The sequence below is a fragment of the Cupriavidus sp. 01L415 genome, from assembly GCF_056400065.1.
Window position 1 is genome coordinate 1 of sequence record NZ_JBFTSP010000054.1, and the last position, 18,154, is coordinate 18,154.

At 66.1% G+C, this 18,154-nt stretch carries 16 protein-coding genes and 1 pseudogene; 10 read left to right on the forward strand and 7 right to left on the reverse strand.

Annotated elements, in window-relative coordinates:
* The first annotated feature begins 156 nt into the window (after positions 1 to 156).
* Positions 157 to 831, forward strand: coding sequence for a group II intron maturase-specific domain-containing protein (locus AC1DOX_RS30220; protein ID WP_441624457.1), 675 nt, complete (start codon positions 157 to 159; stop codon positions 829 to 831).
* A 515-nt stretch (positions 832 to 1,346) separates the two neighbouring features.
* Positions 1,347 to 2,762 carry a DUF1254 domain-containing protein gene (locus tag AC1DOX_RS30225; protein ID WP_441624459.1) on the forward strand — a complete coding sequence of 472 codons (1,416 nt, stop codon included), beginning with the start codon at positions 1,347 to 1,349 and terminating at the stop codon, positions 2,760 to 2,762.
* Between the two features lie 192 nt (positions 2,763 to 2,954).
* Here AC1DOX_RS30225 and AC1DOX_RS30230 read toward each other — a convergent pair whose 3' ends face one another.
* Together AC1DOX_RS30230 and metE are read right to left on the reverse strand one after the other, a co-directional pair.
* Entirely contained in the window at positions 2,955 to 5,063 is a 2,109-nt protein-coding gene (locus tag AC1DOX_RS30230) for a TonB-dependent receptor family protein (protein WP_441624461.1), read from the reverse strand.
* Positions 5,064 to 5,256: 193 nt separating this feature from the next.
* The gene (gene metE, locus AC1DOX_RS30235; RefSeq protein ID WP_441624463.1) at positions 5,257 to 7,650 is read right to left on the reverse strand and encodes a 5-methyltetrahydropteroyltriglutamate--homocysteine S-methyltransferase; all 2,394 of its coding nucleotides are present in this window, start codon (positions 7,648 to 7,650) and stop codon (positions 5,257 to 5,259) included.
* Between the two features lie 108 nt (positions 7,651 to 7,758).
* Here metE and AC1DOX_RS30240 point away from each other — a divergent pair, with 108 nt between their 5' ends.
* Positions 7,759 to 8,682 (forward strand): LysR family transcriptional regulator, encoded by a 924-nt coding sequence (locus AC1DOX_RS30240; protein ID WP_441624465.1) that lies wholly within the window; start codon positions 7,759 to 7,761, stop codon positions 8,680 to 8,682.
* 83 nt (positions 8,683 to 8,765) lie between these two features.
* Here the strand turns inward: AC1DOX_RS30240 and AC1DOX_RS30245 are convergent, their stop codons facing one another.
* Positions 8,766 to 9,086 carry an AsnC family transcriptional regulator gene (locus tag AC1DOX_RS30245; RefSeq protein WP_441624467.1) on the reverse strand — a complete coding sequence of 107 codons (321 nt, stop codon included), beginning with the start codon at positions 9,084 to 9,086 and terminating at the stop codon, positions 8,766 to 8,768.
* Between the two features lie 158 nt (positions 9,087 to 9,244).
* Here AC1DOX_RS30245 and AC1DOX_RS30250 point away from each other — a divergent pair, with 158 nt between their 5' ends.
* Entirely contained in the window at positions 9,245 to 9,715 is a 471-nt protein-coding gene (locus tag AC1DOX_RS30250; protein ID WP_092141381.1) for an Lrp/AsnC family transcriptional regulator, read from the forward strand.
* A gap of 56 nt (positions 9,716 to 9,771) precedes the next feature.
* Here the strand turns inward: AC1DOX_RS30250 and AC1DOX_RS30255 are convergent, their stop codons facing one another.
* Positions 9,772 to 10,698, reverse strand: a complete 927-nt coding sequence (locus AC1DOX_RS30255; RefSeq protein WP_092141384.1) for a DMT family transporter — start codon at positions 10,696 to 10,698, stop codon at positions 9,772 to 9,774.
* Positions 10,699 to 10,856: 158 nt separating this feature from the next.
* Here AC1DOX_RS30255 and AC1DOX_RS30260 point away from each other — a divergent pair, with 158 nt between their 5' ends.
* Entirely contained in the window at positions 10,857 to 11,327 is a 471-nt protein-coding gene (locus AC1DOX_RS30260; protein WP_092141387.1) for an Lrp/AsnC family transcriptional regulator, read from the forward strand.
* Positions 11,328 to 11,471: 144 nt separating this feature from the next.
* Positions 11,472 to 12,245 carry an SDR family NAD(P)-dependent oxidoreductase gene (locus AC1DOX_RS30265; RefSeq protein ID WP_441624470.1) on the forward strand — a complete coding sequence of 258 codons (774 nt, stop codon included), beginning with the start codon at positions 11,472 to 11,474 and terminating at the stop codon, positions 12,243 to 12,245.
* Between the two features lie 192 nt (positions 12,246 to 12,437).
* On the opposite strand, the gene AC1DOX_RS30270 is transcribed toward AC1DOX_RS30265, so the two are convergent.
* Positions 12,438 to 12,836, reverse strand: coding sequence for a nuclear transport factor 2 family protein (locus AC1DOX_RS30270; RefSeq protein WP_441624472.1), 399 nt, complete (start codon positions 12,834 to 12,836; stop codon positions 12,438 to 12,440).
* A gap of 252 nt (positions 12,837 to 13,088) precedes the next feature.
* Here AC1DOX_RS30270 and AC1DOX_RS30275 point away from each other — a divergent pair, with 252 nt between their 5' ends.
* A complete protein-coding gene (locus AC1DOX_RS30275; RefSeq protein WP_441624474.1) occupies positions 13,089 to 14,303 on the forward strand; it encodes a cation:proton antiporter in 1,215 nt (404 codons plus the stop codon).
* 26 nt (positions 14,304 to 14,329) lie between these two features.
* Here the strand turns inward: AC1DOX_RS30275 and AC1DOX_RS30280 are convergent, their stop codons facing one another.
* A complete protein-coding gene (locus AC1DOX_RS30280; RefSeq protein WP_441624482.1) occupies positions 14,330 to 14,932 on the reverse strand; it encodes a uracil-DNA glycosylase family protein in 603 nt (200 codons plus the stop codon).
* 90 nt (positions 14,933 to 15,022) lie between these two features.
* Between AC1DOX_RS30280 and msrA the strand changes: the two genes are divergently transcribed.
* The 3 genes from msrA to AC1DOX_RS30295 all read left to right on the forward strand — a co-directional run bounded on the left by msrA (position 15,023) and on the right by AC1DOX_RS30295 (position 17,975).
* Complete coding sequence (gene msrA / locus AC1DOX_RS30285; RefSeq protein ID WP_441624476.1) at positions 15,023 to 15,529, forward strand: peptide-methionine (S)-S-oxide reductase MsrA; 507 nt, start codon at positions 15,023 to 15,025, stop codon at positions 15,527 to 15,529.
* Positions 15,530 to 15,763: 234 nt separating this feature from the next.
* Positions 15,764 to 17,173 (forward strand): FAD-containing oxidoreductase, encoded by a 1,410-nt coding sequence (locus AC1DOX_RS30290; protein WP_441624478.1) that lies wholly within the window; start codon positions 15,764 to 15,766, stop codon positions 17,171 to 17,173.
* A 385-nt stretch (positions 17,174 to 17,558) separates the two neighbouring features.
* Complete coding sequence (locus AC1DOX_RS30295; RefSeq protein WP_441624480.1) at positions 17,559 to 17,975, forward strand: hypothetical protein; 417 nt, start codon at positions 17,559 to 17,561, stop codon at positions 17,973 to 17,975.
* Between the two features lie 31 nt (positions 17,976 to 18,006).
* Here AC1DOX_RS30295 and AC1DOX_RS30300 read toward each other — a convergent pair.
* Positions 18,007 to 18,154, reverse strand: a pseudogene (locus AC1DOX_RS30300) (IS630 family transposase); the annotation flags it as partial.

An 18,154-nucleotide genomic window follows, 5' to 3' on the forward strand; every position in this document is an offset into this window, starting at 1 on the left:
TATTGGGTCTGGTCAAGCGTGTCGAAATCCACAAGGATGAGATCGTCGTTGTGTTCAGGGTTGACCCACAGCCTGGGGCTCTCGACAGCGAAAATTCGAATGATTCAGACGACGGAGTGAAAAGTATGCAACGTTGTACGCGGCGTACTATCGCCCTTGCTGTCGAATATCCTGCTGACGGATTGGGACCGCGAACTGGAGAAACGGGGGCTGGCGTTCTGTCGCTACGCGGATGACTGCAACATATACGTCCGAAGCAAGGCGGCGGGACAGAAGCTGCTGGCTGGGATGACGGCGTTCCTTGCGGAACGGCTGAAACTGCAAGTCAACGAAGGCAAGAGCACGTGCGGGCGCCCATGGGCGCGCAAGTTCCTAGGCTACAGCGTGACAGCCCATCGTCAGGCGAAGCTGCGTATTGCACCGGAAAGCCTGCAAAGGCTGACAGGGCGAATAAAGGAGCTGATGCGCCAGGGGCGCGGGAGGAGTCTGGCTCACACGATCGCGGCGCTGAATCCGGTGCTGCGCGGGTGGATCGGGTACTTCCAGTACACGCAGAGCAAGCGGCCTTTGGAGGAATTGGACGGATGGGTGCGCCGGCGACTGCGCTGTCTGCTATGGCGGCAAGCCAAAGGCTGGCGAACCCGACTGTCGCTTCTGCGGCGCCAAGGGGTCTCCGCCAAGCGGGCAGCCCAGTCCGCCCTCAACGGGTACGGGCCATGGTGGAACGCAGGTGCCCTGCATATGCGAGAAGCCTTCCCCAAACGCTACTTCGACGCCATGGGGCTGATCTCGCTGCTGAATACTCAGCAGCGCTTGCAGTCTCGTTTGTGAACCGCCGTATGCGGAACCGCACGTACGGTGGTGTGAGAGGGCTGAGGGGGTGACCCCTCACCCTACTCGATGCTTCCTCCCTGCGCTTCCCCTCGATTTCCCATCGAACCTCCCGTCGTTCTGCCCCCGCCGATCTCTTTGCTCTTCCCGTCGTGCCTCCCTTGACCTTTCCTCGCCCATGGGGGCACATGGGTCGATCGGTCGGCTTGCGGATGACGTATCTGCTGCGCCGCGCATCGTCCGTCACGCCGATCCGACCTGTGGTCCCCGCGTCATGTAACGCCGGGGACGCTTTGCACCCGGCCGTGGCCAGCTTCCGGTTCTGCCGCCGGCACTGTGGAATGTTCCGGAAGTTCAGTGATTGTGTACGTTTCCCCCCAATTTGCAGACACGAATCATTGACAGTGCCAGACCCGCAGCGCCATCATTCGTTCGGAACAGATGCGCCTCCGGGGCTACACCAAATATCGCCCTGCAGTCCCCCGGAAGGGTCGCCAGCCTAAGGGAACGGGGTCATGAATCCATCGATACGCCAACTGGCAAGCGTCCTCTCGCTTGCCGTCCTGCTGTCCGCTTGCTCGTCCACGCCCGAGCCTGTCGTCACCGAAACCCCGGCTGCCGAACAGCCCTCCGACCAGGCCATGAAGGCCCTGTCGGCTGAGGTCTTCACGTACGGCTATCCGCTCGTGCTGATGGATGTGACGCGCGAGGTGATGACGGCAAAAGTGCCGCCCAACACGTTCGTCCACAAGCGAACCTTCCCTGATCCGACCTATACCGACGTTGTCAGTCCCAATGCGGATACCTTGTATTCGTCCGCGTGGATCGACGTGTCGAAGGAGCCGGTCGTGCTGTCCCTGCCCGACACCAGCGGCCGCTATTACCTGATGCCGGTGATGGATGCATGGACCAACGTGATTGCGTCGCCGGGCAAGCGCACCACGGGCACCAAACGGGTCGCCTTTGCGATTGTCGGTCCGGGCTGGCAGGGCACGCTGCCCAAGGGCGTCAAGGAGATTCGCTCGCCGACGGCGCTCGCATGGGTGATCGGGCGGACGCAAGCCAACGGCAGGCAGGACTTTCCGGCCGTGCATCGCCTGCAGGACCAATACCGTCTGATTCCGTTGTCGATCTGGCAGAAGGGCGGTCGCATGGCGCCGCCGCCGCTGCCGCCGCGTGTCGCCCTGATCGACACCCAGACGCCGCCGGTGGAGCAGGTGGCGGCAATGGATGCGCAGGCGTTCTTCAGCCGGCTGTCCGCGCTGTTGCCAGAGAATCCGCCGGCGCCCGAAGATGCCGCGATGGTGGAGAAGATGAAGCGGATGGGCGTGAAGCCCGGGGAGCCGTTCAAGACCACGGTGCTCGAACCGTCCACGGCCCGCGCGGTGCAGGAGGGCGCCACCGCGGCGCTGGCCGGCATTACCGCCAACGCCCGCAAGGGCGCCGCCGGCAGCACGGGCTGGCGCATGCAGCGCGACCTCGGCACGTATGGCGTCGACTACGGCAAGCGTGCCGCCATCGCCATGGTCGGGTTAGGTGCGAACCTGCCCGAAGACGCGATCTATCCGTGGACGCGCGCCGATGCCACGGGCCGGCCGTTCGACGGTGGCAGCCGCTACGTGCTGCACTTCGACAAGGGCCAGCTCCCGCCGGTCAAGGCGTTCTGGTCGCTGACGATGTACAACGACAAGCATGCCTTCGTCAGCAATCCGCTCCAGCGCTACACGATTGGCAGCCGCGACCGCCTGCGCTACAACCGCGACGGTTCGCTCGATATCTATATCCAGTACGATCGCCCGGCGCCCGATCAGATCGCCAACTGGCTGCCCGCGCCGCCTGAGGCATTCAGCCTGATGCTGCGCGCGTACTGGCCGGACCAGGTATTGCTGGACGGCAAGTGGACGCCGCCAGCGGTGCAGCGCGTGAACTGAGTGCGTGAACTGAGCGCGCGGGCCGCGCGGGCAAACCGCGAGCCAGTGATGAGCCCTTCCTGACCGGAAGGGTTTTTTCATGGTGCCGGGAGAATCGGAGGCGGCGCGGAGGTGGCCGCCGGGTGTGGCCGCGAGGAATGGGCTCGAGAAACGGACGCGAGAAACGGGCGCCGGATGTCGGCGCCCATTGCCTCAGAACTTGACCTTCACCCCCGCATAGAACGCGCGGCCCACGCCCGGGTAGAACACGGACGTATTGGCCGTGCGCGCATCCGCCACGGTGCTGAAGTCGCTGATGTAGCGCTTGTCGGCGAGGTTGCGGGCGTCGAGGAACAGCGTCACGCCGCGCTGGAACTCATAGCTTGCCTGCATCCCGAACAGCACGTATGCCGGCACCTTCATCGTGTTGGCGTAGTCCACGTACGCGCCAGTCGGCACCCAGTCGAGCGTGCCCGCCACGCGCAGCCCCGAGGCATGGCTGTAGGCCAGCGTGGTGCGCAACACGTGCTGCGGCACGCCGGCGATGCGGTTGTTGCCGTAGACCGGATCGTTGTCGAAGCGGAAATCGCTGTAGTTCCACAGCTGCGATACGGTGACCTTGTCGCCGGACCGGGCCACGTCGCGCAGCACGTCGGCGCTGGCGCCGAGTTCCACCCCTTGCAGGATGGTCTTGTTGGCATTGAAGGTGGACGCCGGCACGTCGGGGCTCACCGTGAATTGCAGCAACTGGTCGCGCACCAGCGACCGGTAGACGGTCAGGTCCCAGCCAAAGCGGTCCAGCTGGCCGCGCGTGCCGGCTTCCAGCGTCCAGCCGTGCTGTGCCGACAGCGGCACGAACTGGTTGGTCGTGCCGATGGTCTGGTTCAGGTCGGAGAAGTCCGGCACGTCGGCGCTGCGCGTGATGTCGACGAAGGCCTGCACGTCCTTCCTCGGCTCCCACAGCACGCCGAACTTGGGGTTCACGCCGCTGTACGTGGTGCCATCGGATTTCGGGGTCGGGTTCGTCGGCAGGCCGCCGTAGTCCTGGTACTCGCGACGGTTGCGGTATGCCTTGGCGCCGGCCATCAGCGCCACAGTGGGCACCACGTAGAGGCGGTCCTCGAAGAAGGCCTCGTAGTTGTAGGCGTCCTGCCTCGAATTCAGCGTCTGGGTACCGCGGTCGCCGTTCACGTTGACGTACTGGCGCGCATCGTTGTTGCCGCCGAAGAAACGCAGCCCCGCGATCATCTGGTTGCGCAGGCCGCCGAGTGTGAAGTTGCCCGTATAGCGCGGCGCGAAGCCGTAGGTCCAGCTGTCCTGGTCGATCACCTGGAAGATCGGGTGATACAGGCTCTTGTGGATGACCCAGGTGGTGAAGTCGATCTGCCCGCTATCGAGCTTCACGCTGGTCACGTTGGCCAGCCGCTCGGTGCGCGTGTTGCGTGCCTGGTCGCCGGCCAGTGCGGTGGCCGAGGCCTTGCGCGGGTTGTTCAGCGCGTCGCTGAGCGACAGGGAACCCGGCAGCAACTGGTCGACGATGTAGGCGCCGAAGTAGAACCGCGTCTCCACGCTCGGGCTGAAGCGGTAGCCGAAGTTGGTGTTGAGCTGCTCATACTGGCCGCGTTCGTGGTCGCGATAGCCTTCCGAATGGTTGACGCTGAGATTGGCCAGGAAGTCGAACGCGCCGATCTGGCGCGATACCTGTCCGCTCGCGCGTATCGTGCCAAAGCTGCCGCCGTCCACGCGCACCATGTTGCGGGCGTCGGCGGTCAGCGCGGTGGGCGTGGTGAAGTTGATCGCGCCGCCGAGCGTGGTGGCGCCGTAGGCCAGGCCGTTGCCGCCCTTGTAGACCTCGGCCGCGGACAGGCCAAGCGGGTCGATCTGGTAGTAGTCGCCGCTGCCATCGGCAAAGTTGGTCGGCACGCCGTCCTGGAGGATTTCCAGCCCGCGCGTGTGGAAGCCGCGCGCGATGCCCGAGCCGCGGATCGACAGCCGCAGTTCCTGGCCATAGCGTTCCTCGACGTAAACACCCGGTGCATCCTTGAGCACATCGCGCAGATTGCTGGCGTAGGTATTCGAGTACGACGCGGCATCGACAAAGCCAACCGAGCCGGCCGACTGATAGAGCGACCGGCGCTGCTGCGCGATGCCCGGCACGGTCAGCGATCCCTCGGCGGTGGCCGTGGCGGTGACGGTGGGTAGCGTGGGGATCGGCGTGTTGGCGTCCGTGGCGGCCGGGCTTGCGGATTGGGCCAGTGCCGCGCCCGTGAGGGCAGCCGCCGGCAGCACCGCGGCGCGGCGCCAGGTGTTGGCTCGTTTCATTCCTTCCTTGTGGTCGGGACTCACGCCCGCATGGCTGCGGGCGCTGTCTCGCTCTATCTTATGAGATGGACAGGAAGGATACGAACTTGGGTGCCCATGCGCCATGCGACACAGCAGCGCACCGCGATGATGGGACCGCGAAAAAGCGCCCGGCGAAGGCGCCCGGTGAAGGCGCCTTCGGGCGGCCCCTCGTTCAGATCGCGGCCTGTCCCGCGCAGGCCACGCCGCACGCAGCGGTGTGGACGTGCGTGGCCGGCGTGGCGGACACGTTGGCCGTGGCAGGGCGCTGCACGCGCTTCCACGTCGCCGGGGCCTGGCCCGCGAGCTTGCCGCGCAACTGGCGTGCCGCAGTGACCATGTTGGCCAGGGCGGCTTCGGTCTCCGGCCAGCCGCGCGTCTTCAGGCCGCAATCCGGGTTGACCCACAGCCGTTCGGGCGGGATGACCTCGCAGGCGCGCTCCAGCAATCGCGTGACGGCATCCACCGTCGGCACGCGCGGCGAGTGGATGTCGTAGACGCCCGGGCCAATCTCGTTCGGATAGTCGAAATCGCCAAACCCTTCCAGCAGTTCCATGGCGGATCGCGAGGTCTCGATCGTGATCACGTCCGCATCCATCGCCGCGATGGCCGGCAGGATGTCGTTGAACTCGGCATAGCACATATGCGTGTGGATCTGGGTCTGGTCGGCCACGCCGGCGGCCGACAGCCGGAACGCGTTCACCGCCCATTCCAGATAGGCCGCCCAGTCCTCGCGGCGCAGCGGCAAGCCTTCGCGCAGCGCGGGCTCGTCGATCTGGATGACGCGGATGCCGGCCGATTCCAGGTCGCAGACCTCGTCGCGAATCGCCAGCGCCAGCTGGCGGGCCGTGGTGGCGCGCGGCTGGTCGTCGCGGACGAACGACCATTGCAGCATCGTCACCGGGCCGGTCAGCATGCCCTTCATCAGCTTGTCCGTGAGGGACTGGGCATAGCGCGCGGTGTCCACGGTCATCGGCTCGGGACGGTAGACATCGCCGTAGATCACGGGCGGCTTCACGCAGCGCGAGCCGTAGCTCTGGACCCAGCCGTTCTCCGTGAAGGCGTAGCCGCAGAGCTGTTCGCCGAAGTATTCCACCATGTCGTTGCGTTCGGCTTCGCCGTGCACCAGCACGTCCAGCCCCAGGGCTTCCTGCTTGCGCACGGCCAGTTCGATTTCCGCGCGGATCCGCTCGAGGTATTCCAGCGCGCCGATGTCACCGCGCTTGAAGGCGGCGCGCGTCTGGCGAATCGCGGCGGTCTGCGGGAACGAACCGATCGTGGTCGTCGGCAGGGCCGGCAGATTCAGGGCCTCGCGCTGGCGATCGATGCGAATGTCGAAGGCGCTATCGCGGTCGGCCATGTCGACCGTGACCGCAGCCAGCCGCCTCTGGACCTGCTGGTTGACGACGCGGCTGGAGGTGCGGCGCGACTGGCGGGCATTGTCGGATGCCGCCAGCTGGTCGACCACGGCCGCCTCGCCCTCATTCAGCGCGGTGGCCAGCGTGTGCAGCTCGTCGAGCTTCTCGGTGGCGAAGGCCAGCCAGGATTTCAGCTCGGGGTCGAGGCGCACCTCCGCATCGAGCGACACCGGCACGTGCAGGAGGGAGCAGGACGGCGCCAGCCAGAGCCGGTCGCCGAGCGCGGCGTGCAGCGGCTTGAGCGTGTCGAGCACCGCGCGCAGATCGGCCCGCCAGATATTGCGGCCGTCGATCACGCCGACGGACAGCACGGCATCGGCCGGCAGCACGCGTTGCCAGGCGGCCAGTTGCGCCGGGGCGCGGACGAGGTCAATGTGGAAACCCTGCACCGGCAACGCGGCGGCACGCGCGGCATGCGGTGCGGCCGTGTCGAAATAGGTGGCCAGCAGCAGCTTGACGCCCGCCTGGGCCAGCGCGGGATAGGCCTCGTCGTAGGCATCGAGCCATGCATCGTCCAGGTCCAGGCACAGCGCCGGTTCGTCGATCTGCACCCACTCGATGCCGCGCGCCTTCAGCGTGGCCAGGATGCGCTGGTAGGCCTGCACGACCTTCGGCAGCAGGCTCAGGCGATCGAAACCGGCCGCATGGGACTTGGACAGCCACAGGTAGGTCACCGGGCCGATCAGTACCGGACGGGTCTGCAGGCCGAGCGCGAGGGCTTCGTCGATCTCGTCGAAGAACCACGCGGGGCCGCCATCGAAGGTGCTGTCCGCATCGAGCTCGGGGACGATGTAGTGGTAGTTCGTATCGAACCACTTGGTCATTTCCATCGCTGGCTGGGCGGCGTTGCCCCGGGCCAGTTCGTAGTACTGCGCCAGCGTCAGCGCGGCGGCGTCGAAGCCAAAGCGCCGGGGCAGCGCGCCCAGCAAGGTGGTCAGCCCGAGCATCTGGTCATACCAGGCGAAATCCCCGGCGGCGACGGTGGCCAGCCCGGCGTCGGCCTGCAGTTGCCAGTGGCGGCGGCGCAGCGTGGCGCCGGTGTCGCGCAGCGCGACTTCAGAGGTTTCGCCGCGCCAGAAGGCTTCCTGCGCGAATTTCAGTTCACGGCGCGCGCCGATGCGCGGAAAGCCGAGGGTGTGGGTGCGTGCCATCTGTTGCTCCGATCGAGTATGTCTGTCTGGCGCACAGTGTCGATTCCCACGTAGAATGAATCAAGCGACATGTTTTAAACAATGTATGAATTTGATTCAAGTGACTCCATGATCGAGGTTCGCCATTTCCGCTCCCTCGTGGCCATTGCCGAATCGGGCAAGCTGGCCACGGCGGCCGAGCGCGTACACGTCAGCCAGTCCGCGCTGTCCCACCAGATCAAGGCCATCGAGGCGTACTACGGCATGGCGTTGTTCGATCGCACCCGGCAGGGGCTGCGCTTCACGCCGGCCGGCGAGCGGCTGCTGGCGCTGGCGCGGGAAGCCCTGGCCGCGATCAGCGCCGCCGAGCGCGACCTGCTGCGATTGAAGGGCGACACGCGCGGCGAGTTGCGCGTGGTGCTGGAGTGCCACACCTGCTTTGACTGGCTGATGCCGGTGATGGATGAATTCCGGCGCCGCTGGCCGGAGGTGGAGGTGGACCTGGTGGCGGGCTTCCATGCCGATCCGCTGGCGCTGCTGACCAATGGACGCGCGGACATGGTGATCGGCTCGAAACCGCCGGGCAAGCGCGGGCTGGAGGTGGCGCCGCTGTTCCGCTTCGAGATCCTGGCGGTCATCGCCAACGAGCATCGGCTGCGCAACAAGCGACGGATCGAGGCTGCGGACCTGGCCGGGGAAACGCTGATCACCTATCCGGTGCCCGAGCAGCGGATCGACCTGATCCGCGAAGTGCTGGAACCGGCCGGCATCCACCTGCAACGGCGCACGGCGGAACTGACGGTGGCTGTTCTCCAGCTGGTGGCCAGCCGCCGTGGCGTGGCGGCGCTACCCAACTGGGGCGTGAAGAACTACGTCGATCACGACTACGTGCTGGCCAAGCGCATCGGGGCAAAAGGGCTCTGGAGCGAACTCTATGCGGTCGTGCCGGCCGCGATCTCGGAGCGGCCTTATGTGGCCGATTTCGTGACGATCGTGCGCGATATCTGCGCGGCGGAACTCGACGGGATCGAGCTGCTGGCGCCGGCGGCCTAGACGCATTGGCGAGGGCGATCCGGCCAGCGCAAGGCGGCCGGTTCGCAACGGGGCGCCGGATGGGCGCGCCGGATGAGGGCACTTCAGGCGTGCAGGGCAAGCGGTTCGGCGAACGTCGGCAGCCCCACGCCGTCCAGCGCATCCAGGCCCTCGACGTCGTCGGAGAACTCCACATCGACAATCTCGACTTGCACGCCGTGGCCGACCCGGCGCACGAACACGTGAAGCAACTCGGGCATCGGCGCCTCGGCCAGCAGCCGCACGGCGTGGCCGCCTTGCGCGTCGACATGCAGTTGTCGCAGCGACAGCCCGGTGCGGCGGGCATTGGCGAGCACCCATTCCAGACTGCCGAAGACGTCGGTACGGTCCAGGCGGAGGGCGATCTGAAGGGTGGGCAGCGACATGGCAGGAGTCCGGAAGTGATTCGCGATAGGTCCGGTAAATTTACCAGCCAACCGCGAAAATGAGCTTCTGAATTTTCTCCATGTAACGGCTGAATGGAGATGAAATCTCTGTTTGATGTAGAGTATTGGGGGGATTGTTCTTCGATGGAGGTCGCGCGGTGCCCAATGTACCCAAACTCGATGAGATCGATCGCCGCATCCTGCGCGAACTGCGCCGGGACGGCCGGATCTCCAATGCAAAGCTGGCCGAGCTGGTCGGCCTGTCCGCCACGCCGTGCTGGAACCGGGTGCGGGCGCTGGAAGAGGCGGGGGTGATCGAGAGCTATGCCGCGCTGCTGAACCAGAAGGCACTGGGCCTGCCGGATACGGTGCTGATCGAGGTCACGCTCGACCGGCACGACGACGACATGCTTCATCGCTTTGGCGAGGCGCTGGCGGAACTGCCCGAGGTGCTGGAGGCGCACCTGCTGACGGGCGAATACGACTATCTGATCAAGGTGGCGGTGGCCGGCACGGAAGGGTACGAGGAGTTCCTGCGCCACAAGCTCTACAAGCTGCCCGGGCTGCGGCACAGTCATTCCACCTTCGTCCTCCGCACGCTGAAGCGCGAACCTTCCGTCCAACCCTAGAGGTCGTTTCAAAAATATCCTGGCGTCGTTGCGCGGCCTTGCGGCCGCCCGACCGCTTAGCGCGCGGCCAGCCTGCCTAGCCTCGGCGCCAGCGCCGTGGTGACCACGCCCAGGCCGATCAGGGCCAGCCCGATCGACAGGTCCGCCGAGATCCGCTCGTGCCAGGCGGCGGCCGACAGGACCAGGCCGATCAGCGGCACGCCGAGCATCGCGATCGAGGTGGCGGCCGGCGGCAGGGACTGCGTCACGTTGAGCACCACGATAAAGGTCAGTGCCGTGGCCAGCGGGCCGGTATAGAGAATCACGGCCCAGATATCAGCGATCGCGGCGAGGTCCGGTGCGCCATCGCGGAACAGCGCCAGCAGGACCAGCGGCACCGTCGCCACCGCGCATTCCCAGGGAATCATCTCCGCGCCGAGCCGGACGGACCGGTTGGCGCGCAACTGGATGATGCTGACCGACCACGCCAGCGAGGCGCCGAGCAGCATCGTCAGTCCCATCACGGTGTGCCACTGCCAGTCGCCCAGAGCGGGCGCGACGATGACCGCGATGCCCGCATAGCTGAAGGCCGTCGCCAGCCATTGCAGGCGCGACGGGCGCTCGCCCAGCACCAGCGACGACAACGGAATGACCCAGACGGCCGTGGCGTAGGCCACCACCGACGCGCGGCCCGGCGCCACATACTGCAGCGCCCACAGGGCCAGGGCCGTGAACGCCGCCATCTGCAGCAGCCCCACACCGATCACCAGCGGCCATTCCTGTCGCGTCGGCAGGCGCAGCCGGCGCACGGCGCCCAGCACGACCACGCTGATCAGCGCCGCCGAGCCAAAGCGGCAGGCGGCAAACCACAGCGGGCTGACATGCGCGAGGCCCAGCTTCATGACCGGCCAGTTGCCGCCCCAGATGATGACGGCGCCGATCAGCGGCAGGAATTTCTTGATACCGGCGAGGGAGGCCGCGCCGGCGGGAGCTTGGACAGACATGGGAGAGGCTTGAGATCGTTGTTTTGCGCGATCGGGCAAGTGCCGGATCGGATGCGGAAAGTCTACGGGGCATTGCACCGCAGCATTGACCGGATCGCCCTGCAAGGGTCTGCCATTGCGGCATAGAATGCTGGCTTCAGCCCTAACGAAAGCGCAACATGCTGGACATCGATCTCGACGCCACAGACATCCGGATCCTGAGCGAACTGCAGCGGGACGGCAGCCTGACCAATGTGGAGCTGGCAAGCCGCGTCAATCTCTCCCCGTCACCATGCCTGGCGCGGGTCAAGCAACTCGAAAAAATGGGGGTTATCTCCCGCAAGGTGACGCTGCTCGATGCGCGTAGGCTGGGGCTGAAGGTCGTGGTGTTTATTTCAATCTCGCTCGACAAGCAGCGCCGCGAAACCCTCGACGAATTCGAGCGACGCGTGGGCGCGCTGCCGCAGGTAATGGAGTGCTACCTGATGTCGGGCGATGCCGACTACCTGCTGCGCGTGGTCGTGCCGGACGTGGAGGCACTGGAGCGGTTGATCATCGACCAGATCACGCGCATTCCCGGGGTGTCCAATATCCGTTCGAGCTTCGCGCTCAAGCAGGTGCTGTACAGCACCGCACTGCCGCTGGGCTGATTTCGGGCCGCGTTCCCGACTGGATTCCCGACCGGACAACCGAAGGATGCGCCAGCGCGTCCGGGACGTTCGCAGTATTCTCGCCCTCTGGCGCGGGCCGGCGTCGCGCACGGCCTGCGGATGACATCGCAAGGAGAAGACAGCATGGATCTGGGACTCGGCAATAAGGTAGCGATCATTACGGGTGGATCGCAGGGCATCGGCAAGGCAGCGGCCGAGCGGCTGGCGGCGGAAGGCGCGGCGGTGGTGATCGCGGCGCGCGGCATGGCGCGGCTGGAGGAGGTGGCGGCGGAAATCCGCGCCCAGGGCGGGCGAGCGCTGCCGGTGCAGGCCGACGTGAGCCGCGCCGAGGACTGCGTGAAACTGGTGGCGGCCGCCGTCGAGGCCTTCGGCCGCGTCGATATCCTCGTCAACAACGCCGGCACCTCCGCCACGGGCGATTTCGAGTCCACGCCCGATGAAGTCTGGCAGGCCGACTTCGACCTCAAGCTGTTTTCCGCCATCCGCCTGTCACGCATGTCGATCCCGCACATGCGCCGCCAGGGCGGCGGCCGCATCATCAACATCACCAACATTGGCGCCAAGCAGCCGCGCGCCAAGTCGATGCCGACCACCGTGACGCGGGCCGCCGGTCTGGCCTTCACCAAGGCCTTGTCCAAGGAATTCGCGCCGGAGCAGATCCTGGTGAACACGATCTGCATCGGCCTGGTTCGCGCGGGGCAGCACGAGACCAAGGCCGCGCGTACTGGCGTCGACGTCGAGGATCTCTACGTGAAGCTGGGCAAGGACATCCCGCTCGGCCGCGTGGGGCAGGCCGAGGAGGTGGCCAATGCGATTACGTTCCTGGCGTCTGACGCGGCCAGCTATATCACCGGGACCAGCATCAACCTCGATGGCGGCACGTCCGGGGTCCTGTAAGCGGCACTATCAAAAAGATTCTGGCGTCGTTGCGCGGCCTTGCCGTACCACTTGTACTGTCTGCGGCCGCGCGCCTAGCCAGAACCGCTGGCGCTTCATTCTGATAGCGCCTCTAAGCGGGCACGGCTCTGCCAGCAGACTTACGGGTGGGGTGTCGCTTGGGGTGCGCTGGCTAGGCGCACCCGCCGCAGGTCAGGAGCATTCCAGCCGCACCGCCGTGTCGTAGAAGCCGATCCACCGCGTGATCTTTTCGTTCTCGACGGTAAAGACGTGCGCCCATTCGAGCGTGTAGGGCTTGCCGGTCTGGCGCACCACGCCCTCCACGACCCCCAGCACCGTGATGTCCTTGCCATTGGCGGCTTCGATGATCTCGATGTCCTCGAATCGCTTGATGTCGTCGTCGGCCGCCATGTGCTCGAACACGTTCGCGATATCGGCGAGCGAGGTGCGCTCCCCGGCGTAGCGGATATGGCGCGTCTGGCCAACCATCTTCCAGCTGACGTCCGGGGACAGGACGTCGAGCACGGCCTGGATGTCCTGCCTGCGATAGGCGTCGTAGGTGCCCTGCACGATCTCTTTCGGCGTTGCCATGGCGGAGTCTCCCTGATGGTGTTCTGTGTGGGGTGTACTGATTTTCTGGCGCGGCTTGCCCGGCCGCACGGTCCACCGTAGGGCGCGGCGGCAGGCCATGCAAGCCGACCAAGCGGGCTGGCACACATTGCGACACAACGTGCGGTGAATGACACATGGAACGCCTGTATCATCGGCGGTTTTGGTGTCCCGACGGTTGTCCCTGCTGCCGGTTTCACCTTAGCCCGATCCTCTCGTTATCCTCTCGTCGCCATGAATCCGACTTCGATTTTCTTCGCCCAGGCCTGCCTGGTCGTGGGCACGCCGCTCATTCTGTGGCGCAGTTTGCGAATGGGAGGCATCGTGCCGCTGGTGGTCATGCAGATCGTCGGCGGCATCCTGCTGGGGCCGTCGCTGCTGGGTGCGCTCTGGCCGGAGAACTGGCATGCGTTGTTCGGCGCGCCAAAGCTGGCCGCGCTGTCCGGGCTGCAATGGCTGGCCGTGGTGCTGTTTGCGTTCCTGTCGGGCCTGCACATCGGCGGGGGCGAGGCGCAGGGCCTGCGGCGCATCGCGATCAGCGCGGCCATCGGCTGCGTCATGCTGCCGTTCGCGCTGGGCGTGGGCGCCGGCTTTGCACTGGGTCATTTCCGCCCGACGTTGCTCGGCGAATCCGCGACCCTATGGCAGTTTGCGATTGCCGTGGGGGTGTCGATGGCCGTCACCGCGTTGCCGGTGCTCGGCGCCATCCTGCGGGAGATGCAGTTGAGCGATTCCACGGCCGGCCGGCTGGCGGTCGCCTGCGCAGCATTCAGCGATGCGGCCATCTGGATCGTGTTGTCCTGCATCCTTGCCAGCGCCGGCCAGGCGGCCGGACAGGATCCTCTGCGGCTGGTGCTCTGCGGCGCCGCCTACGTGGCGGTCATGTTCGCCATCGTACGGCCGCTGCTGGCGGCATGGCTGCCCCGGCTGCGCGGCGCGGATGCGCGGCTGGCCGCGGTGGTTGTGCTGATCTTTGCCTCGGCCTGCGCGTCCGAGCTGATCGGCCTGCACTACATCCTCGGTGGCTTCCTGGCGGGCGTGGTGCTGCCGCGCAGCGCCGCCGCCGATATCGGCCGGCAGCTGGAACCGACCACCGTGGTCGTGCTGATGCCGTTCTTCTTCCTGATGACAGGGCTGCGCACGGACCTGACGACGGCGGGCGGCGATGCGCTGGTGGTCTTCGTGGTGGCGACCGTGGTGGCCGTGGTCGGCAAGATGGCCGGCACCGCGCTGCCTGCGAGGCTGGCCGGGCTGGGTCGGCGCGATGCCTGGACCCTCGGGGCGCTGGCACAGACCAAGGGACTGATGGAAGTGGTGGTGCTGGCGATCCTGCTGGAAAACAAGCTGATCGGCACGGCGGCGTTCTCGGGCCTGCTGCTGATGGCATTGGCCACGACGGTCGTCGCCAAGCCGCTGACGCTGGCCGCGCTGCGGATGAAAGCTGACTGAGAGGTCGTCCGGCTCCCGATCCCGGGTCAGGTCAGCCGGCTGCGTATCGCCGCCCGCAGTGCGGGCAACAGTTCCGCCTCGAACCACGGATGCTTGCGCATCCATCCCACCACGCGCCATGACGGATGCGGCAGCGGAAAGACTGCCGATCCGAAATCGCGGAAATTCTGCACAGCTGCCGTCATCGAATCGCGGGCCTCCTTCGGGAGGTACCGCGCTTGCGCGTAGGTGCCGACCAGCAGCGTCAGGCGGTCCGCCGGCAGCAGGTCGAGCACGCGCTGGTGCCACAGCGGCGCGCACTCGGGGCGGGGCGGCAGGTCGCCGCTCTTGCCCTTGCCCGGGTAGCAAAAGCCCATCGGCATCAGGGCGACGCGCGCCGGATCGTAGAACTCGTCGGGGGTAAGGCCGGTCCAGTCGCGGAGGCGGTCGCCGCTTGGATCATCGAACGGAATGCCGCTGGCGTGCACGCGCGATCCGGGCGCCTGGCCGATGATCAGGATGCGCGACGTGGCGCTGAATTGCACGATCGGACGCGGGCCGGCGGCAAGTTGGGGAGCGCAGCGGGTACAAGCGGTAATCTCGCGCTGGAGGGCGTTGACGACACCCTCCGCGCCGTGGGGTAACTGCATGGTCTGCCAGCGAAGTTTGTGGGGCATGCGTATATTACTGGGCGATGCGCCGGCCTTGCCGCCGGCGGGCCGAACGAAAGGATTTGACGTATGACGACGAAAACCGAAACCGCCATCCTGGCGGGTGGCTGCTTCTGGGGCATGCAGGACCTGCTGCGCCGCTATCCCGGCGTGCTGTCCACGCGCGTGGGCTATAGCGGCGGCGATGTGCCCAATGCCACATACCGCAACCACGGCACCCACGCGGAAGCGCTCGAGATCGTTTTCGATCCGGCCAGGATCAGTTTCCGCCAGATCCTGGAGTTCTTCTTCCAGATCCACGATCCGACCACCCGGAATCGCCAGGGCAACGATATCGGCACCAGCTATCGCTCGGCGATTTTCTATGCCGACGAAGAGCAGAAGCGCGTCGCCGAGGAAACCTTGGCCGATGTCGACGCGTCCGACCTCTGGCCGGGCAAGGTGGTGACGGAGATCGCGCCCGTGGGCCCGTTCTGGGAGGCGGAGCCCGAACATCAGGACTATCTGGAGCGCTATCCCAACGGCTACACCTGCCATTTCGTGCGGCCCAACTGGAAGCTGCCGTCGCGCGGGTGATGGATCGGGCACTCGGCGCCAGCCCGGGCGCCGGGGTGCCGTCATCGTGACATGACAGGGCGGTTCCTATAATCGTTCGCGGTGCTGCGCGCGCCTGCGCGCGGCGTTCTGCCGCCGCTTCGTCGCGACATCGGCCTGATAGAGTCCGACAGTCCGACGAGTCCGACGCAATCAGTGTATTGCGGCGATTGCGGCGACTTCCGCTGCGCCGATGCAGCGTGCGCGAGGAACACCATGTCCGATACCGATATCGCCACCGAATCCCCGGAGCTCTTCGACGTCATCCTGATCGGCACCGGCCAGGCGGCGCCGTCGCTGGCCAACCGGCTGACCTCGGCCGGCATGACCGTTGCGGTTGTCGAGCGCGCCCTCGTGGGCGGCACCTGCGTCAATGTGGGCTGCACGCCGACCAAGGCGATGGTGGCCAGCGCCTATGCCGCCCGCATGGCGGCGCGCGGTGCGGAGTACGGCGTGATGCTGCCGGGGCCGGCGCGGATCGACATGGCGAAAATCTCCGCGCGCGTGGCGGGCATCACGGGTGCCAGCCGATCGGGGCTGGAACGCTGGATGGGCGGCATGCGTGGCTGCACGTTGATTCGCGGCCATGCACGCCTCGAAAGCCCCCGGACGGTCCGCGTGGGCAATCGCCTGTTGCGGGCGGACAAGATCTTTCTGAATGTCGGCGGCCGGGCGCTGGCGCCGGATAGCATCAAGGGACTCGCCGACGTCCCGTACCTCACGAATACCAATATGGTGGCGATGGATGCGGTGCCGGAGCACCTCGTCGTCATCGGCGGCAGCTATGTGGGACTGGAGTTCGCGCAGGTGTTTCGCCGCCTGGGCGCCAGGGTGACCGTGGTGGAGCGCGGTTCGCACCTGATTTCCCGCGAGGACGCCGAGGTGTCGCTGCAGGTCCGCGAGATCCTCGAGAAGGAAGACATCGTGATCCGGTGCGGGGCCGAGTGTATCCAGCTGCATCGTCATGCCGAAGGCGTCGCGGTTGGCGTGGACTGCGCATCGGGCGACCCACAGATCGTCGGCAGCCATGTGCTGATGGCCGTGGGACGGCGACCGAACACTGATGACCTGGGCCTCGACAAGGCCGGGGTCTCCATGGACGCGCACGGCTACATCAGCGTGGACGACCAGTTGCGGACCAGCGTCGACGGCATCTGGGCGCTGGGCGATTGCAACGGGCGCGGCGCGTTTACCCATACGGCGTACAACGATTTCGAAGTGGTGGCGGCCAATCTGCTCGACGGTGCCAACCGTTCCGTGGCGCATCGCATCCCGGTCTATGCGCTGTACACCGACCCGCCGCTGGGCCGCGTAGGCATGACGGAGGAGCAGGCACGCAAGGCAGGGCATCGCGTACGCGTGGGCATGCGACCCATGACGCGAGTGGCGCGCGCGGTGGAGAAGGGCGAAAGCCAGGGATCGATGCGTGTCGTGGTGGATGCCGACACCGACAAGATTCTCGGCGCGGCCATCCTCGGGCCCGGCGGGGACGAAGCGGTGCACATGGTCCTGACGGCCATGGCGGCCGGCATGACCGCCAGGCAGGTCACGCAGACGATGGCGATCCACCCCACGGTGTCGGAACTGGTTCCGACGATCTTCGGGGAACTGGCGGACGCGAAATAGACGGCGTGATGGCTGGCAATTTCTGGCGTACCGGAATGACGGATTATCCGTCAGGCGCAGCACACCTGGAAAGTCCGCTTCGTCAATAATCCCTCAAGAGTTCAACCTGCCAGTCGACTGAACTTCCTCGGGCGGTCCTGTGGTCAGGCCGCCCATTTTTTTCCAGTTCCCGTCGCCGCGGTGTCTTTCGCGCGATTTCTGTGCCAGACCCAGACCCAGACCCAGACCCAGACCCAGACCCAGACCCAGACCCAGACCCAGACCCAGACCCAGACCCAGACCCAGACCCAGACCCAGACCCAGACTGGCGGAGGGCGATGCGGGTTAGTCCGCATGCGCGACTGCCAAAAGGCGACAGTCCATACCTGACCCCGCTGTCATCGGTATGCCGGAGCTGGATGATCTCGCTGCGCTGGTCCGGAAAGGCCACGCGGCTTTGCGTGTAGTACTTCCGGACGTCAGCGTTGCCATCGAACACTGCGCCGCTCGCGATGAGCTCGTAGTGCGGATGCGGGAACGTTGGCAGGACCGCATCGAAATCCTGCCGGATCTCGTCGGCAAAGTGATCGCGAACCACGCGTTCGCGAAGCGTGCGCAGGTCTGCGCCAGTGGTTGTGCCAGTGGTTGTTGTCGTCATCGAAGTCTCCGTCGCACTTTTGTGAGGGCGCTGCCGTGCTGGTTCTGGATGGCAGTGCGCCGGAGGCAATTATCGGCATGGGAGCCGAAGAAGACTGTCGCGGATTGGCGTTTCAGGCGGCGTGCTTTCAGCCATCAGCAGGCCGTCGCGCTGATGACCGGGTGATCGCAACGGACTGAGCTATTGCTCTATTGCCCTAGTGTCCTGTCCCACTAATACGTGAGCAAAGTCGGTGCAACTTTTCGAGAATCGAGTCGGCAGTAGCTGTCCAGCGAAATGGCTGGCAGTCCGCGTTGTAAGCGGTCACGAAATGATCGATGCGTTGGACCAACTGTTTGACGCTG

Coding starts and splice junctions, on each gene's coding strand:
- AC1DOX_RS30225 (WP_441624459.1), top strand. CDS start 1,347: ATGAATCCATCGATACGCCAACTGGCAAGCGTCCTCTCGCTTGCCGTC.
- AC1DOX_RS30230 (WP_441624461.1), bottom strand. CDS start 5,063: ATGAAACGAGCCAACACCTGGCGCCGCGCCGCGGTGCTGCCGGCGGCT.
- metE (WP_441624463.1), bottom strand. CDS start 7,650: ATGGCACGCACCCACACCCTCGGCTTTCCGCGCATCGGCGCGCGCCGT.
- AC1DOX_RS30240 (WP_441624465.1), top strand. CDS start 7,759: ATGATCGAGGTTCGCCATTTCCGCTCCCTCGTGGCCATTGCCGAATCG.
- AC1DOX_RS30245 (WP_441624467.1), bottom strand. CDS start 9,086: ATGTCGCTGCCCACCCTTCAGATCGCCCTCCGCCTGGACCGTACCGAC.
- AC1DOX_RS30255 (WP_092141384.1), bottom strand. CDS start 10,698: ATGTCTGTCCAAGCTCCCGCCGGCGCGGCCTCCCTCGCCGGTATCAAG.
- AC1DOX_RS30260 (WP_092141387.1), top strand. CDS start 10,857: ATGCTGGACATCGATCTCGACGCCACAGACATCCGGATCCTGAGCGAA.
- AC1DOX_RS30265 (WP_441624470.1), top strand. CDS start 11,472: ATGGATCTGGGACTCGGCAATAAGGTAGCGATCATTACGGGTGGATCG.
- AC1DOX_RS30270 (WP_441624472.1), bottom strand. CDS start 12,836: ATGGCAACGCCGAAAGAGATCGTGCAGGGCACCTACGACGCCTATCGC.
- AC1DOX_RS30275 (WP_441624474.1), top strand. CDS start 13,089: ATGAATCCGACTTCGATTTTCTTCGCCCAGGCCTGCCTGGTCGTGGGC.
- AC1DOX_RS30280 (WP_441624482.1), bottom strand. CDS start 14,932: ATGCAGTTACCCCACGGCGCGGAGGGTGTCGTCAACGCCCTCCAGCGC.
- msrA (WP_441624476.1), top strand. CDS start 15,023: ATGACGACGAAAACCGAAACCGCCATCCTGGCGGGTGGCTGCTTCTGG.
- AC1DOX_RS30290 (WP_441624478.1), top strand. CDS start 15,764: ATGTCCGATACCGATATCGCCACCGAATCCCCGGAGCTCTTCGACGTC.
- AC1DOX_RS30295 (WP_441624480.1), top strand. CDS start 17,559: ATGCCGGAGCTGGATGATCTCGCTGCGCTGGTCCGGAAAGGCCACGCG.